13 protein-coding genes are annotated in these 15103 nt (G+C 66.9%); 4 read left to right on the plus strand and 9 right to left on the minus strand.

The window, feature by feature from the left end; all coding sequences use genetic code 11:
* Positions 1 to 3: 3 nt before the first annotated feature.
* The 6 genes from C1925_RS16565 to C1925_RS16590 form a co-directional block, all read right to left on the minus strand.
* Positions 4 to 1029, minus strand: a complete 1026-nt coding sequence (locus tag C1925_RS16565; RefSeq protein ID WP_108769844.1) for a MoxR family ATPase — start codon at positions 1027 to 1029, stop codon at positions 4 to 6.
* Positions 1030 to 1195: 166 nt separating this feature from the next.
* Positions 1196 to 3166 (minus strand): type IV pilus secretin PilQ family protein, encoded by a 1971-nt coding sequence (locus C1925_RS16570; protein ID WP_108769845.1) that lies wholly within the window; start codon positions 3164 to 3166, stop codon positions 1196 to 1198.
* 21 nt (positions 3167 to 3187) lie between these two features.
* A complete protein-coding gene (locus C1925_RS16575) occupies positions 3188 to 3694 on the minus strand; it encodes a pilus assembly protein PilP (RefSeq protein WP_108770744.1) in 507 nt (168 codons plus the stop codon).
* 26 nt (positions 3695 to 3720) lie between these two features.
* Positions 3721 to 4374: a type 4a pilus biogenesis protein PilO gene (pilO, locus tag C1925_RS16580; RefSeq protein ID WP_108769846.1), complete on the minus strand. Its 654-nt coding sequence runs from the start codon at positions 4372 to 4374 to the stop codon at positions 3721 to 3723.
* Entirely contained in the window at positions 4371 to 5276 is a 906-nt protein-coding gene (locus tag C1925_RS16585; RefSeq protein ID WP_108769847.1) for a PilN domain-containing protein, read from the minus strand. The genes pilO and C1925_RS16585 overlap by 4 nt, the downstream gene beginning before the upstream one ends.
* The gene (locus C1925_RS16590; RefSeq protein WP_108769848.1) at positions 5276 to 6334 is read right to left on the minus strand and encodes a pilus assembly protein PilM; all 1059 of its coding nucleotides are present in this window, start codon (positions 6332 to 6334) and stop codon (positions 5276 to 5278) included. The genes C1925_RS16585 and C1925_RS16590 overlap by 1 nt, the downstream gene beginning before the upstream one ends.
* Before the next feature lie 219 nt (positions 6335 to 6553).
* On the opposite strand from C1925_RS16590, the gene C1925_RS16595 reads away from it, so the two are divergent.
* Together C1925_RS16595 and C1925_RS16600 are read left to right on the plus strand one after the other, a co-directional pair.
* Entirely contained in the window at positions 6554 to 8974 is a 2421-nt protein-coding gene (locus tag C1925_RS16595; protein ID WP_108769849.1) for a penicillin-binding protein 1A, read from the plus strand.
* 335 nt (positions 8975 to 9309) lie between these two features.
* Positions 9310 to 9960 (plus strand): hypothetical protein, encoded by a 651-nt coding sequence (locus C1925_RS16600; RefSeq protein ID WP_108769850.1) that lies wholly within the window; start codon positions 9310 to 9312, stop codon positions 9958 to 9960.
* 59 nt (positions 9961 to 10019) lie between these two features.
* Here the strand turns inward: C1925_RS16600 and C1925_RS16605 are convergent, their stop codons facing one another.
* Both C1925_RS16605 and C1925_RS16610 read right to left on the minus strand, forming a co-directional pair.
* On the minus strand, positions 10020 to 11873 hold the full coding sequence (locus C1925_RS16605) for an asparagine synthase C-terminal domain-containing protein (RefSeq protein ID WP_108769851.1): 1854 nt from the start codon (positions 11871 to 11873) through the stop codon (positions 10020 to 10022).
* Positions 11874 to 11938: 65 nt separating this feature from the next.
* Positions 11939 to 12571 carry an outer membrane beta-barrel protein gene (locus tag C1925_RS16610; RefSeq protein WP_108769852.1) on the minus strand — a complete coding sequence of 211 codons (633 nt, stop codon included), beginning with the start codon at positions 12569 to 12571 and terminating at the stop codon, positions 11939 to 11941.
* Between the two features lie 98 nt (positions 12572 to 12669).
* Here C1925_RS16610 and C1925_RS16615 point away from each other — a divergent pair, with 98 nt between their 5' ends.
* Both C1925_RS16615 and C1925_RS16620 read left to right on the plus strand, forming a co-directional pair.
* Complete coding sequence (locus tag C1925_RS16615; RefSeq protein ID WP_301553961.1) at positions 12670 to 13497, plus strand: response regulator; 828 nt, start codon at positions 12670 to 12672, stop codon at positions 13495 to 13497.
* A complete protein-coding gene (locus C1925_RS16620; RefSeq protein ID WP_108769854.1) occupies positions 13494 to 14825 on the plus strand; it encodes an ATP-binding protein in 1332 nt (443 codons plus the stop codon). Before C1925_RS16615 ends, C1925_RS16620 begins: the two co-directional genes overlap by 4 nt.
* Positions 14826 to 14843: 18 nt before the next feature.
* On the opposite strand, the gene C1925_RS16625 is transcribed toward C1925_RS16620, so the two are convergent.
* A partial coding sequence (locus C1925_RS16625) for a transposase (RefSeq protein WP_159097589.1) occupies positions 14844 to 15103 on the minus strand: 260 nt, incomplete at its 5' end.

Raw genomic sequence — 15103 nt, forward strand, 5'->3', positions numbered from 1 at the left:
GGCTCAGGGCGCCGGCACGCGGGCCAGAAGTTCCTGCACCAGGCGCTCGCCATCCCAGCCTTCGGCCGTCGCTTCATAGCTGGGCAGCACGCGGTGGCGCAGCACGTCGGCGGCCACGGCACGCACGTCATCCGGGGTAACGAAGTCACGACCGGCCAGCCACGCACGTGCACGCGCGCAGCGCTCCAGCGCGATCGAGCCACGCGGGCTTGCGCCCCAGGCGATGCGGCGGCCGAGGCCGGCGTCGTAGCGCGACGGATCGCGCGAGGCCAGCACCAGTTCGATCAGGTAACGCTCCAGCGCCGGCGCCATGTGCAGGTCCAGCACTTCGCGGCGGGCGTCGAACACCACCTGCATCGGCAGCTTTTCCGGTGCGGGCGCGGCGTTGTCCAGTGCACCGCGTGCACGGTCGCGGGCCAGGCGCAGGATCTCCGCTTCCGCGGCCTGGTCGGGGTAGCCGATGCGTACATGCATCAGGAACCGGTCCAGCTGCGCTTCCGGCAGCGGGAAGGTGCCTTCCTGCTCGATCGGGTTCTGCGTGGCCATCACCAGGAACAGCGATGGTAGCGCATAGGTGTGGCGGCCGACGGTGACCTGGCGCTCGCCCATCGCTTCCAGCAGCGCCGACTGCACCTTGGCCGGGGCGCGGTTGATTTCATCGGCCAGCAGGATCGGGTGGAAGATCGGGCCGGGCACGAATTCGAAGCGGCCTTCCTGCGGGCGCCAGATCTCGGTACCGGTCAGGTCGGCCGGCAGCAGGTCCGGGGTGAACTGGACGCGGGCGAAATCGGCTTCCAGGCGCGAGGCCAGCGCACGGATGGCGGTGGTCTTGGCCAGGCCGGGGGCACCTTCGACCAGCAGGTGGCCGTCGGCCAGCAGGGCGATCAGCAGGCGCTCGACCAGCGCGGCCTGGCCGACGATCTCGGCCGACAGGGCATCGCGCAGGCCGGTGAAGGCCGCATGCAGCTGCGAGGTGGTCGGCGCGGGCGGCGGCGTGGCGGATTCGGGCATCGGCGGTGGCAGGTTCATGGGGGCCTTTGACCGGCGCGGAACGGCACGGGTTCCCCACATCATCGCAGGCCGGTCCGCGGATTGGATCAAGGACGGATGAATGGCCATCCGCGCAGGGTGTGGATCCACCACGAAAAAGGGCCGCACATGGCGGCCCCGTCTCGTACAGCGTGTGCGGGCTGGCTCAGTTCTTCTTGGCCACGCGCAGCACCTTCGGGGTCACGAACACCAGCAGTTCGGCCTTGTCCTTGTTGCGGCCGCGCTTCTTGAACAGATTGCCAAGGAACGGCACATCGCCCAGGAACGGCACCTTGCTGACGCTGCTGCGGTCGGTGAACTCGTACACGCCACCGATCACCACGGTCTGGCCGTCCTCCACCAGCACGGCGGTGTTGACCTCGCGGCGGTTGATTTCCGGGATTTCACCGTAGCCGGCCAGGGTGATGTAGCGCTGCACTTCGTCCTTCTTGACCGCCATGTTCAGGAACACGCGGTTGTCGTCGGTGATGGTCGGGGTGACCTTCAGCTCCAGCACCACTTCCTTGAACTGCACGTTCGGGGTCTGCGCACCGCCGGCCGCACCGCCGCCGCTGATGGTCACGTAGCCGATTTCCTTACCCTGCTTGATCAGGGCCTCGCGCTGGTTGGTGGTCACCACGCGCGGGTTGGAGATCACTTCACCACGCGACTCCTCCTGCATGGCCGACAGTTCGACGTCCAGCAGGTAGCCCGCGTTGAGGATGGACAGTGCCAGCGAACCGGGGTTGCTGGTGGAGGCGACCGGCAGGTTCCAGTTCAGGCCTTTGCCAATCTCCGACGCGACCGGGATGGGCGCCGGGCCGATGCTGCCGCCGGTGATCCAGTCACGCACGGCATTGGCGTTGGTTGCGGCGGTGGTTACCTGTGAAGTGAGCGTATCGTGGTTCTGATCCACGCTGCCGCCGAAGTACACATTGTCACGGCTGCCACTGATGCCGAACTTGGCACCCAGCTCGCGGGCAAAGGTATCGGTGGCGATGACGATGCGGCTCTCGATCAGCACCTGGTCGACCGGGCGGTCGATCACGTTGATCAGCTCGCGCATGCGCGCGATCTTCTTCGGGATGTCGCTGATCATCAGGGTGTTGGTGCGCTCATCGGCGACGATGCGGCCGCGCGAGGACAGGAAGCCACTCTCTTCCTGGCTGGAACTGGAGCCGCCACCGCTACCACCACCGCCACCGCCGATGCCCTTGGCCTCGGTCAGCGCTTTGAAGATCTGCGTGGCGCTGTGGTAATTGATCTGCACGTAATCGGTCACCAGATCCTCGCGGTTCTCGATGGCGATGCGTGCGTCTTCCTTTTCCTGCTCGAACTTGGCCAGCTCAGCCTGCGGCGCGACCCAGATCACGCTGCCGTCGCGGCGCTTGTCCATGCCCTTGGCGCGCAGCACGATGTCCAGCGCCTGGTCCCACGGCACGTTGACCAGGCGCAGGGTCACATTGCCCTGCACCGAATCGGACGCCACGACATTCAGGTTCGACTCTTCGGCAATCAACTGCAGCACGGTGCGCACCGGCACGTCCTGGAAGTTGAAGGTGACCGGCTTGCCGCTGTAGCCACGCTCCGGCACGCCCTTGGCAGCCTGGGTGACGCTGCCGGCGGTGACGGCACCGACGGCGGCCGGTGCCTTGCGGGCACTGATCTCGACCACGTACTCGTTGCCGCTCTGGTAGGCCAGCGATTCGACCGCGCCGCCGGTGCTCAGCACCAGCTGGGTGCCCGCGCCGGACGGCTTGGCGTCGATGCGCTGCACCGGCGTGGCGAAGTCGGTGACGTTCAGCGGCTTCTGCAGGTTGGCCGGCAGTCGGGCATTGCCGACGTCGACCACCACGCTGTTGTCCTGCGTGCGCAGGTCAGGGATCGCGCCCTGGCCGTCGAACTGGACGATCAGGCGGCCACTGCCATCATCGCCGCGCTTGAAATCGATCCGCTGCACCGACAGCGAGGCCGGCGCGGAGGCCTGCGTCGCTACGGCGGTGCCTGCCGGCTTCTCGGCCGGTGCGGCAGCCAGCGCCGGGGCGCAGGCCAGCATCAGCGCGACTCCCAGCGCGCTGATGCGGTTCAAGGTAGAGCGCCGGATGGGTCGCAGCCCCTTGGCTTGGTGAAAAGTCATCGTGCTATCCCCAGTAAACGATCATTGATCATCGAGCGCGAGCGTGGCCGGACGTTCCAGCCAGCCCCCCGCACCGTCCGGCACAAGTTCGATCAGTTCCACGCGGTCTTCGTAGACCGCGGTGACCCGCCCGTCGCTCTGCCCAAGGTATCCACCCGGGCGCACCCGGTAGGTCACCTTGTCGGGCCCCATCACCAGAGCGACAGTGCCGCCTCCGGTACCGATGGTGCCCACCATGTCCAGCGCATCCAGCGGGAAGCCTTCAAGCGGCTCCTTGCGCCGGTTTGGATCCGGACGGGTTCCACCAGCCCCCTGCTGCGGATTGGCCCAGGCATCGGTGAACGGATCGCGCATGCCCTGCGCGGAATATTCGAAGGTCTCGAACTGCTGCATTACCGGCAGCGGCTCCAACGGCTGCGCCGGTCGTGCGCGCTCGCTTTCAACCCACTTTTCCAGATTGGGGGCGTCGCCGGGCGTGCTGGTGATGCCGCGGCCGCAGCCGGCCAGCAACAACACCGCCATCGCCATGCCACCCCGTGCAATGAAGGAACGGATCACTTCTGTGCCTCCTTGCCGGGTTCAACCTGTTGCTCTGCGATCTCGGACTCATCCAGATACCGGTAGGTCTTGACCGTACCGGACAGCTCCAGCGCGCCGGCGCGGATGCTGCCACCGGTCTTGTCGGCCGGCTTCAGGTTGATGTCGTGCATGGTCAGGATGACCACGCGCGGCAGTGAGGCCACGCCACTGACGAACGCGCCGAACTGGTGGTAGCTGCCCACCATCTTCAGCTTGATCGGCTTCTCGGCGTAGAACTCCTTGATCTGTTCCTGTTCCGGCTCGAACAGCTGGTTGGTCAGGCCGCTGGACAGCGCGGTCTGCGAGATGTCGATGATCAGGTCCGGCATCTCGGTCTTGCTGGGCAGCTGCCGCAGCATCTGCTGCAGGACCTGCTCCATCTGTGCCAGCTGCTGCTTGAGCGGTTCCAGGTTCACCGCGCGTGCCTGCTCGGTGCTGAACTGTTCGCGCAGCGTGGCTTCCTGGCCTTCCAGGCTTGCCAGTTCCTCGCGCTTGCCGCTGATCAGCAGCATGTACGCCACGAACATGATGACCAGGGCGATCAGCGTGCAGAACACGATCTTCGCGTTCCGCGGCCAGTTGCCGATGTCGTTGAAGTCCAGGCTCTTGAGGTCGACTTTCTTGCTCATGCGCGGTCCCCCTGCAGCGGGGCGTGGAAGGCCTGCGGCGGCTGCGCCAGGCGGCTCCCCTCAGGCTTGGGCGTGGCCGCCGGCTTGGCGGCCGGCGCTGTCGGCGCTGTCGGCGCGGGCTGGGCGGCCGGGGCGTTCGCCGGAGCAGCAGCAGGTGCCGGAGCAGCGGCCGGAGCAGCGCCGGGCTGGGCCGGAGCCGGGCCAGCTGCCGGAGCGGCCGCATCCGAACCTGCCACCAGCGGCGCGACGGCCGGAGCATCAGCGGCGGGCGCCGTCACCGAGCCATCGGCATTGAGGCCGGGGGTGGTGGTCTCGTCGCTCTGTGCCGGCAGCTTCACCGTCACCTTGAACATGTACGGCAGCGCCTTGATGTCAGCCACCGGGCCACCAGGACGGATCTCCTTGTCCTTCTCCGGGTTGCTGGCTTCGATGATCGACAGCTCCGGGTTGGTCATCCAGCCGGAGACAGCCAGGTTGCGCATGTACGCCGAAACGCGTGCATTGGACTGGGTGCGACCTTCCAGGGTGAGCATGTCACCGTCCTGCTTCAGGGAGGTCAGCACCACGCCATCGGGAATGGTGCGGACCAGCGCATCGAACAGATGGACCATCTGCGAACGCTTGGCCTGCAGCTGCTCGATGACGGCCTTGCGCGCCAGCAGGCGGCTCTTCTGCTCGTCGAGGCGCTTGATCTCCTCGTTCTGCTTCTTGACCTTCTCGATCTCGGTCTGCAGGTACGCGTTGCGCTCCTGCTGGCCGCTGACCTGCATGTCGTAGTAGAACCAGATCAGCAGGGACAGCAGCAGGCCACCGAGCGCGGCCATGCCGAGCATGACGCCGAACTCGCGCTGGCGCTGCTTGCGCCGTTCGGCGCGCCAGGGCAATAGATTGATGCGTGCCATCAGTCGAAGCTCCTCAGTGCCAGACCGGTAGCGATCATCAGCGCGGGGGCATCCTGGGCAAGCGCCTGCGCCTGCACCTTCGGGCCCAGGGTCATCTGTGCCAGCGGGTTGGCGACCACGGTCGGCACGCCCAGCTGCTCTTCGACCATCTCCGGCAGACCGGCCAGCGCGGCGCAACCGCCGGCGAGCACGATGTGGTCGACCCGGTTGAATTCGCTGCCTGCGTAGAAGAACTGCAGCAGGCGGCTGATCTGCTGGACCGTCGCTTCCTTGAAGGGCTCCAGCACTTCCACTTCGTAGCTTTCCGGCAGCCCGCCCTGGCGCTTGGCCAGACCGGCTTCCTCGTAGCTCAGGCCGTAGCGGCGCATGATCTCATCGGTCAGCTGCTTGCCGCCGAACACCTGTTCGCGGCTGTACAGGCTGCGGCCGCCGCGCAGGACGTTCAGCGTGGTCATGGTGGCGCCGATGTCGACCAGGGCCACCACGCCGTCGTGGGACACCGGCAGCTCGCTGGCCACCAGGGCGAAGGCGTTCTCGACCGCGAAGGCCTCCACGTCCATCACCTTGGCCTGCAGGCCGCCCAGCTCCAGCGCCGACTGGCGCAGCTCGACGTTTTCCGAGCGCGAGGCAGCCAGCAGCACCTGGACCATCTCCGGGTTGTTCGGGATCGCCCCGATCACCTCGAAGTCCAGGTTCACTTCCTCGATCGGGTACGGAATGTAGTTGACCGCTTCCAGCTCGATCTGGGCTTCCATGTCGCCCTCGTCGAGGTCGGCCGGCATCGGGATCACCTTGGTGATCACCGCCGAACCGGCCACGGCGGCCGCGGCCAGCTTGGCCTTGCTGCCGGAACGGTTCATCGCCCGGCGGATGGCCTCACCCACGGCCTCCACCTCGACGATGTTCTTTTCAACCACAGCATTCGGCGGCAACGGTTCCACGGCGTAGTGTTCCACGCGGAAACGGTTGCCGCTGCGGGAAAGCTGCAACAGCTTTACCGCAGTCGAACTGATGTCGACGCCAATGAGCGGCGACTGACTTTTTGGGATGAGCCCCACGGTTTCTCCCCTGCCGACGGGCACTTGGACACAGGATCTGCGTCCGCGCATTAATAACGTATTTTTAGCGAATGGCAACCGCCCTGCTGTGAAATCCCTCACAGGATGAACACGCAGCCCCTGGCAATTCCCCTTGCGTTCCCCGGTACCGGCCCCAGCCGCTACCTTGCGTAATCTATACTCTGCGACCACGAAATTCGCAATCGGAATCTGACACCGATGACTCGTCTCCGCCGCTGGCTGCGCTGGATCTTTGTTGTTGTCCTGGTCCTGGCGCTGGTTGGTGCTGCCGCCGTGGGCGGCCTGTACTACGCCGTATCGTCCAAGCTTCCCGACGTGCAGACCCTGCGCGACGTGGAAATGCAGGAGCCGATGTACGTCTATGCTGCCGATGGCAAGCTGATGGCCGTCTTCGGCGAGACCCGGCGCACCCCCATCACCATGAAGGACGTGCCGGAGAACCTGAAGCGGGCTTTCCTGGCCACCGAGGATGCCCGCTTCTATGAGCATGGCGGCGTGGACTACAAGGGCATCGCCCGCGCAGTGTGGCTGCTGGCCACCACCAGCGACCGGCGCGTGCCGGGTGGTTCGACCATCACCCAGCAGGTCGCCCGCCAGTTCTTCCTCAGCTCCGAGTACAGCTACACCCGCAAGCTGGCCGAGATCCTGCTGGCCCGCAAGATCGAGTCCGAGCTGAGCAAGGACGAGATCTTCGAGCTGTACCTGAACAAGAGTTTCTTCGGCAACCGCGCCTACGGTGTGGCCGCCGCCGCCGAGTTCTACTACGGCAAGAAGCTGAACGAGCTGGACCTGGACGAAATGGCCTCGCTGGCCGGCATCCCCAAGTTCCCCTCCTCCGGCAACCCGATCTCCAACCCGGAACGTGCCCGCCAGCGCCGCGACAACTACGTGCTGCAGCGCATGGCCGACCTGAAGTTCGTCAGCCAGGCCGAGGCCGATGCGGCCAAGGCCGTGCCGATGCACGCCACCCCGCACGAGCCGCCGGTGGAGGTGTACGCCCCGTACGTGGCCGAGCTGGTGCGCCAGGAAATGATCGCCCGCTTCGGCGGCGACGTGGTCAACAAGGGTTACCACGTCACCACGACCATTGATTCCACCCTGCAGGAGTCGGCCAACCTGGCCGTGCGTGACGGCCTGCTGCTGTACGACCACCGCCACGGCTGGCACGGCGTGGAGAAGCAGGTGCAGCTGGGCGCCGGTGATGACGCCGCTGCCCTGGCCGAGCACCTGCGCGGCATCGCCGGCCAGGCCGGCCTGCTGCCGGCCATCGTCGCCAGCACCGGCGCCGACGGCAGCGCCACCGTGGTCCTGGGCAACCGCAGCGAGATCGTGCTGCCGGCGGGCGCCGCCAAGTGGACCAACAAGACCCCGGGCAAGCTGGTGCAGCGCGGCGACATCGTGCGCGTGCGCGCTGGTGCGAAGGAAGGCGAGTGGCTGCTGGACCAGATTCCGCGCGGCCAGTCCGCCCTGGTCTCGCTGGACGCCCATAGCGGCGCCCTGAAGGCCCTGGTCGGTGGCTTCAGCTTCTCCGGCAACAAGTTCAACCGTGCCACCCAGGCCCGCCGCCAGCCGGGTTCGAGCTTCAAGCCGTTCGTCTACGCGGCCGCCTTCGACAAGGGCTACAACCCAGCCTCGATCGTGCTCGACGCCCCGGTCGTGTTCCGCGACCGCCGTGGCAAGACCTGGGCGCCGCAGAACGACGGCGGCGGCTTCCGCGGCCCGATGCGCCTGCGCGAAGCCCTGGTGCAGTCGCGCAACCTGGTGTCGGTACGCCTGCTTGATGGCATGGGCGTGGATTACGCGCGCAAGTACATCAGCGAGTTTGGTTTTGCCGAATCGGAACTGCCGCCGAACCTGTCGATGTCGCTGGGTACCGCCTCGCTCACCCCGCTGTCGGTGGCCCGCGGCTACGCCGTGTTCGCCAACGGCGGCTCGCGCGTGGACACCTGGCTGATCGACCAGGTGACCGACCGCGACGGCACCGTGGTGTTCAAGGAGAACCCGGCCCTGGCCTGCCGCGAGTGCGCCGGCACCAGCGACCAGCCGGTGAACCAGGTGGTGGATGGCTTCAACTTCGGTGCCCCGGCGCCCAAGCCCGATGCCACCGCAGCTGCCAAGCCGGCCACCGAGACCCCGGCTGCGCCGGTCAACCCGGACGCCCGCACCGCCCCGCGCGCGATCGACGCCCGTACGGCTTACCAGCTGGTGTCGATGATGCGCGACGTGGTCCAGCGCGGTACCGGTACCGCCGCCAAGGTGCTCGGCCGCGCCGACCTGGGTGGCAAGACCGGTTCGACCAATGACCACCGCGACGCCTGGTTCTCCGGCTTCGGCGGCCCGTACGTCACCACCGTCTGGGTGGGCCGCGACGACTTCCGCTCGCTGGGCTACCGGGAATACGGTGGCAAGGCCGCCCTGCCGATCTGGATCGACTACATGCGCACCGCCCTGAAGGACGTACCGCTGGCCGAGAACGAACCGCCGGCCGGCATGGTCCAGGCCACGCTCAACGGAGCGGTGGAGTGGGTGAAGGTGGAGGACATGGACCGCCTGACCGACTATGACCTCAACCTGCAGAACACCCCGCAGGCCGACGCCGCCGCGTTCGATATCTTCTAAGGCCGGCATGGGTGCCGGTACAGGTGGGTGCCAACCGTTGGTTGGCACTGCCTTTGCCTCTGCCTGGTGGGTGCCAACCGTTGGTTGGCACTGCCTTGGCTCGGTGGGTGCCAACCGTTGGTTGGCACTGCCTTGGCTCGGTGGGTGCCAACCGTTGGTTGGCACTGCCTTGGCTCGGTGGGTGCCAACCGTTGGTTGGCACTTGGACATCCGCCGGGCATGGCCCGGCGCTACCGGTAGATGCCAACCAAGGTTGGCCGCTACCAACGCCCGCCCCCACGCAGATGTCACATCACTGCGCTAACCTGTCCCCAGGTCGCATCAGGAGTCTTTGCATGCATCGGGCACGTCAGCATGCTGCCAGCCAGACCCGCGAGCGGCGCCACCGCCTCGCCCACGAAGCCGCCCGCCTCATGGCCGAAGGCGGCATCCGCGACTACCACCAGGCCAAGTTGAAGGCCGCCAGCCGCCTCGGCATCCACGACGATGCCTCCCTGCCCCGCAACGTCGAGATCGAAGACGCCCTGCGCGAGTACCAGCGCCTGTTCGCCGGGCCCGAGCACGGCAACGACCTGCAGCGCCGCCGCGAAGCCGCAGGGCGCGCCCTGGAATTCCTGCATGGCTTCGCCCCGCGCCTGGTTGGGCCGGTGCTGGACGGCACCGCCGACGCCAACAGCCCCGTGCAGCTGCACGTGCACAGCGATGACCCGGAAGCCGTGCACCGCTTCCTCGACGAACATGGCATCCCCGCCGAATCGCGCGTGCGTCGCCTGCGCCTGGACCGCGAGCGCAGCCTGGATGTACCGGTGTGGGTGTTCAGTGCCGAGGAACTGACCTTCGACCTGGCCGTACTGCCCTACGACGCCCTGCGCCAGGCACCGCTGTCGCCGGTGGACGAGAAGCCGATGCGCCGGGCATCGATCGCGCAGCTGCGGCAGCTGCTGGCAGAAGCGGAGATCACCGCCTACATCGCACCGCCCCTGTAGAGCCGAGCCCACGCTCGGCTGCTCTACGGCATGGCTCTGAGCCGAACATGGGTTCGGCTCTACGGCGGCCGCACGGGGCCGAGCACGTGCCGCTGGTACCAGGCCTGGAACATCAGCACCGTCCACAGCAGCGGATGCCAGCGCCGCTCCCCGGCCAGGAACTGCTGCCACATGGACACGATGATGGCCTGATCAAACAGGCCATGGGCCTGCAACGCCTTGGGTGACAGCAACGCCTCTGCCCAGGGTCGAAGCGGCCCGCGCAACCACGTGGCCACCGGTGGCCCGAAGCCACGTTTGGGCCGGTTGACCAGCGCGTCCGGCAGGTAACGCAGCAGTACCTGTCGGGGCAGCCACTTGTGCTGGCCGTCGCGATACTTGAGGTGCAGTGGCAACTGCCATGACAGCGCCATGATCGCCGGGTCCAGCAACGGCGCGTGCACCTGCAGCCCGGCATGCAAAGCCGCGCGGTGGGTCTTGGTCAGAATGCCCTCCGCCAGCTCCATGCAGACCTCCAGCTGCTGCAGCTGCCGTGCATCGTCATCGTACAAGGCAATACCGTGTGGATCGTCATAGGGCGTGCGCAGCACGCGCGCCCCCTTCACCAGACGGCAGGGATCACGCCAGCGCACAGTGCGCAGATGGAAGTGATGGCGGATGTCAGCGCTGGCGACATTGGCCAGCAGCGCAGGCCAGCCGCCCAGCCGCGGCAGCTCGCCACTGCCTCGCGCGTACCGGCCAGCAAGGCCGCGTACGGCCGCTGGCAGCCAGCGTGCCAGGCGCGCGTTGCGCAGGGCCTTGGCGTGGGCGGCATGGCCAAACCACAGTTCGTCGCCGCCATCCCCCGCCAGCGCCATGCTGCAGTGGTTCCCCATCCACTGGCTGGCCAGAAGCGTAGGCACCTGCGATGCGTCGGCAAACGGCTCGCACCATGCAGCGGCAACGGCCGGCATCATCTCCAAGACCGATGCCCCTGAAAGCAACACGTCGTGATGGCGAGTGCCCAACGCTTTTGCAACCGCTGCTGCCCACGCACGCTCGTCGTGTGCTTCATCGTGGAAGCCCACGCAGAGCGTATCCACCGGCTGTGCGCTGTGCGCCTGCAGCGCTGCCGCCACCAGCGACGAGTCGACCCCACCGGAAAGGAACGCCGCATGCGCGCCAGCCTCGTGCGCAACGCCCACGCACTGATGAATGCGAGCATCCAGCGCATCGATGGCCTCCCGGTCCCCGACACTGCCTGCAGTTCCCAGCGTCGATGCAGCGACCACCGGTTGCAGCAGCTGCTGGTCGATGCCGGCATGGTGCAGCTGCGGGCCGCGGGTAACCGCAGCCACATCAAGCCGCAGCACTGTGCCTGGCCGCAGTTTGAACACCCCCTTCACGATGCAGTGAGGCGCCGGCACATAACCGCGCTGCAGATACAGCGCCAACACATCGCGATTGATCTGATGCGCCGCACACGGGTCTGCGCGCAGCATGCCCAGTGCGCTGGCAAAGACCAGGCTGCCGGCCGACCAACCGTAGTACAGCGGATGCTGCCCGGCGGCATCACGCGCCAGCCAGAGTTCTGCGGTGTGGGTATCGAAGACCGTCAGCGCATAGGCGCCCCTCAGCTGCGGCACGGCCGCGGCGACGCCCCTGACGCTGATCAGATCGGCCAATGGCAGTCGGCCAGGCGTCACGACCCAGCCATCCCACATGACCACGTAGCGCCCGCACGACGAGTGCATTACCGAGCCCGCATGGCTCACCTCAGTGCCTACCCGTGCCAGCGCCAGACGCCTCCCCGCATCCAGCCACTGGCAGTGCCCGCCGGGTGCAGCCGGCGCGGCCTCCAGCATTGCCAGGACGCGCTGCTGCACCGGGGCACTGGAGATTTCCGGGGACCATATCCCCGCCATTCCGTTCATTGTGCGGGCCTCATCACCCGAGGGCCGAAACGGGCAGGGAGAGACTGCCCGCTCCGGCGCCTCGCTCAGAATCGATAGCCGTAGGACAGGGTGAGCTGTGCGTTGTGCAGCCGGTCGCCATTCACCGCCCTGGCCACGTCGCTGCCCTTGCGCGCACGCAACACGCTGTACTCGGTACGCAGGAAGCTGCTGTCGGAGAGGTGCAGCTGGCTGCCCAGGCCGTACTGACGCGCAAGCCCACTGGTCTTGACGGTACGCGCATCGGTAGAACCGCCTGCGATATAGCGCGACTGCATGTTGCCCAGGCCGGCCCGGCCGAACAGTTCAACGTGCTGGCCCACCGGCACGATACCCAGCGCCGAGACCGACACTGCGCGGCTGCTGACACCGGTGCGCTGCGGCGTGCCGTTGCCCTTGGCAGACGTCCTGGCGTGCCGCCCCATGCTGCTGAAGTCCGATTCCACTGCGGCGTAGCGGTTGATGCGGTAACCGGCGCCCAGCGTGTAGGCCAGGCGCGACGGCCCCACGTCCTTGGTCTGCTTGTCATTGGGCACGTGCTTGCCGTAGGCGCTCAACTGCGCCTTGCCGAGGCCGGCTACGCCATAGACACCCGTGCGGTCCGAGGCATCGGCCGAGGCTACGGCCGGCACTGCGGCCAGCAGCAACGCGCCAAGAAGAGGAGAGAAATACTGCGTCATGTGGAACTCCGTTCTGTTGGAGCCCCCAGCTTGCGGACGCCTCCGCGCCCCCGCCTCAGTGCGTCTGTGGCAGCGATGTCACCGCGCTGAGGCCGATCATGACCCTTTGTAACGACACGCCCGGCCAGCTGAACACACCCCCCGCACGCTGGCGCCGTGTCGCATTTGGCAGTGACGTGAATGGCAGTGCCCTGCCTATCATCGACCGCGTTCTGCAACTATTCCCAACGCCCATGCATCGGCTACTGCTTGTTGAAGACGACGACCGCCTGGCCGGTCTGATCACCCGCTATCTCCAGCGCCACGCCTTCCACGTCACCCGCGTTGCGAACGGGCAGGACGCCATCGAGCACGTGGCCAACGACACCCCGCAGATCATTCTGCTTGACCTCGGCCTGCCGGACATGGATGGCCTGGATACCTGCCGCGCGTTGCGGCGTGCCTACAACGGCCTGCTGTGCATCTTCAGCGCACGCGCCGATGACATCCATCAGGTGGTAGGGCTGGAGCTCGGCGCGGACGACTACTTCACCAAACCCATCGAGCCGGCCGTGCTGGTCGCGCGTCTGCGTGCCCACCTGCGGCGCGCGCACGCGGGCGGACGGTCTGAGCCCGAGCTGCTTGTCTTTGGTCAGCTGAGCATCGACCCCGGCAGCCGTACCGTGCAGCTGGACAGCGCGCCGATTGCGCTGACCACGGCCGAATTCGATCTGCTGCTGATCCTGGCGCGCAACGCCGGCCGTATCCTGCATCGCGATGACCTGTTCAAGGGCCTGCGCGGCATCGGCTTTGACGGCATGGACCGGTCCATCGACGCACGCGTATCGCGGCTGCGTCGCAAACTGGGCGATCTCGACACCGAGCCGTTGCGCATCCGCACCGTGCGCGGGCGAGGCTACCTGTTCAACGCAAGCGGCTGGCAATGAGGCCACGGCGCCTGAAGGGGCCACTGCCCCTCTATGTGCGCTACTGCGTGATCTTCATCGCGGCGCAACTGCTGCTGTTGACGGCCGGCACCTTGCTGTGGGAACGGCTGCTCGACCCGACGCCGGTCTCCACCCTGCACTACCGCGTGCAGGGCAGCCATGCGCTGCTGGCCGATCGCCTACTGCAGGTGCCCGAAACGCAGCGCGCTGAGGCCCTGGCGGGGCTGCAGACGCTGTTCGCCTACCCCCTGCAGCTGCAACCCCTGGCTGAGGTTGAAGGGCAGCTGCCGGCTGCTGAGGCGGACAAGCTGCGGGACGGGCAGATCGTGGTGTCCGCCGACGGGGCCTACAGCCACCAACGGCTCACGGGAACGAGCTCCGTGCTGACGTTGGGTGACTTCAGCAACGTGCCCGAAAACGATGACGATGAGGAGGACCTGCTGGAGGACGGCCTGTACTGGCTGAGCCTGCTGACCACCGTCGCAGCCGCCGTGGCGCTTCCGCTGTACTTTCTCATCCACCGCTTCTGGCATGACGTCAAGGTCCTGCACGACACCGTGCATCACCTGCAGGCCAATGCCTTCAGCCACCCCGTGCCGCCCCTTCGCACCCGCCTGCTGCGGCCGCTGGGCCATGCCCTGGATGATCTTTCCCAGCAGCTGCAGGTACTGCTGGACGGCCAGCGCCTGCTGGGGCAGGCCATGGCGCATGAACTGCGCACGCCGTTGGCGCGGATGCGGTTTACGGTCGGGCTGATGGAAGAACAGCAGGCGGTGCCGGACGATGAGGGCACCCTGCTGCACGATCTGCAGACCGATCTGCAGCTGCTGCAGGACCTGACCGCCGCCAGCGTGGAATACCTGCGCTTTGGGCGGATGCCCCTGGTGGAACGCCGCCCGGTGAACGTGCAGACACTGCTGCGGGATGCGGCAGCGGCCATCTGCCGGCCGCCCGGCCCCGCAGTGACCTGCCAATGCTGCCCGCAGCTGACGGTACACGCCAACGAAGCGGCGCTGGATCTGGCAGTGCGCAATCTCCTGGCCAACGCGGTGCGGCATGCCCGTTCGGCAGTGCGCATGCAGGCGGAACTGCACCAGGGCGGCCTGCGCCTGCGCGTGGAAGACGACGGACCGGGCATTCCCCCCGCCCACCGTCAACAGGTCTTTGCGCCTTACGTGCGCCTGTGCCAATCCACCGAAGGCTTCGGGCTGGGGCTGGCGATGGTCAAGGCCATTACCCAGCGCCATGGTGGACACGTGGAGATTGGCGACAGCCCGCTGGGCGGCGCAGCCGTGACCCTGTGGCTACCCGAGGCAACCCCGTGGTAGATACCGTGTCGTCCTTGCCTAGGCAAGGACGACTTCAGGCTCAAACGGTCGGCCGCTCTTCAGTACTCCCCAGACCAGGTGTATGAGCTTGCGCATCAGCGCACACATGATGACCTTGAATGGCTTTCCTTTCTCGCTGAGACGTTCTGCAAAGGCCTTCAGAGTCGGGTTGTAGGTCTTCCCGGTCAGCGCAGGCATGTACAACTTTTTGCGGAAATTGGCATCGCCCACCCGCGATATCCGGGCTTTACCTTCGTAATTTCCTGATTGACGCTGCG

Origin of the sequence: Stenotrophomonas sp. SAU14A_NAIMI4_5 (genome assembly GCF_003086795.1) — a bacterium.
In the GTDB taxonomy this organism is placed as follows: Bacteria; Pseudomonadota; Gammaproteobacteria; order Xanthomonadales; family Xanthomonadaceae; genus Stenotrophomonas.

Excerpts from the sequence above, each read along its gene's own strand:
- C1925_RS16600 (WP_108769850.1), top strand. The coding sequence starts at position 9,310 with ATGCATCGGGCACGTCAGCATGCTGCCAGCCAGACCCGCGAGCGGCGC.
- pilO (WP_108769846.1), bottom strand. The coding sequence starts at position 4,374 with ATGAGCAAGAAAGTCGACCTCAAGAGCCTGGACTTCAACGACATCGGC.
- C1925_RS16585 (WP_108769847.1), bottom strand. The coding sequence starts at position 5,276 with ATGGCACGCATCAATCTATTGCCCTGGCGCGCCGAACGGCGCAAGCAG.
- C1925_RS16615 (WP_301553961.1), top strand. The coding sequence starts at position 12,670 with ATGACCCTTTGTAACGACACGCCCGGCCAGCTGAACACACCCCCCGCA.
- C1925_RS16620 (WP_108769854.1), top strand. The coding sequence starts at position 13,494 with ATGAGGCCACGGCGCCTGAAGGGGCCACTGCCCCTCTATGTGCGCTAC.
- C1925_RS16565 (WP_108769844.1), bottom strand. The coding sequence starts at position 1,029 with ATGAACCTGCCACCGCCGATGCCCGAATCCGCCACGCCGCCGCCCGCG.
- C1925_RS16575 (WP_108770744.1), bottom strand. The coding sequence starts at position 3,694 with ATGGCGATGGCGGTGTTGTTGCTGGCCGGCTGCGGCCGCGGCATCACC.
- C1925_RS16570 (WP_108769845.1), bottom strand. The coding sequence starts at position 3,166 with ATGACTTTTCACCAAGCCAAGGGGCTGCGACCCATCCGGCGCTCTACC.
- C1925_RS16610 (WP_108769852.1), bottom strand. The coding sequence starts at position 12,571 with ATGACGCAGTATTTCTCTCCTCTTCTTGGCGCGTTGCTGCTGGCCGCA.
- C1925_RS16595 (WP_108769849.1), top strand. The coding sequence starts at position 6,554 with ATGACTCGTCTCCGCCGCTGGCTGCGCTGGATCTTTGTTGTTGTCCTG.
- C1925_RS16605 (WP_108769851.1), bottom strand. The coding sequence starts at position 11,873 with ATGAACGGAATGGCGGGGATATGGTCCCCGGAAATCTCCAGTGCCCCG.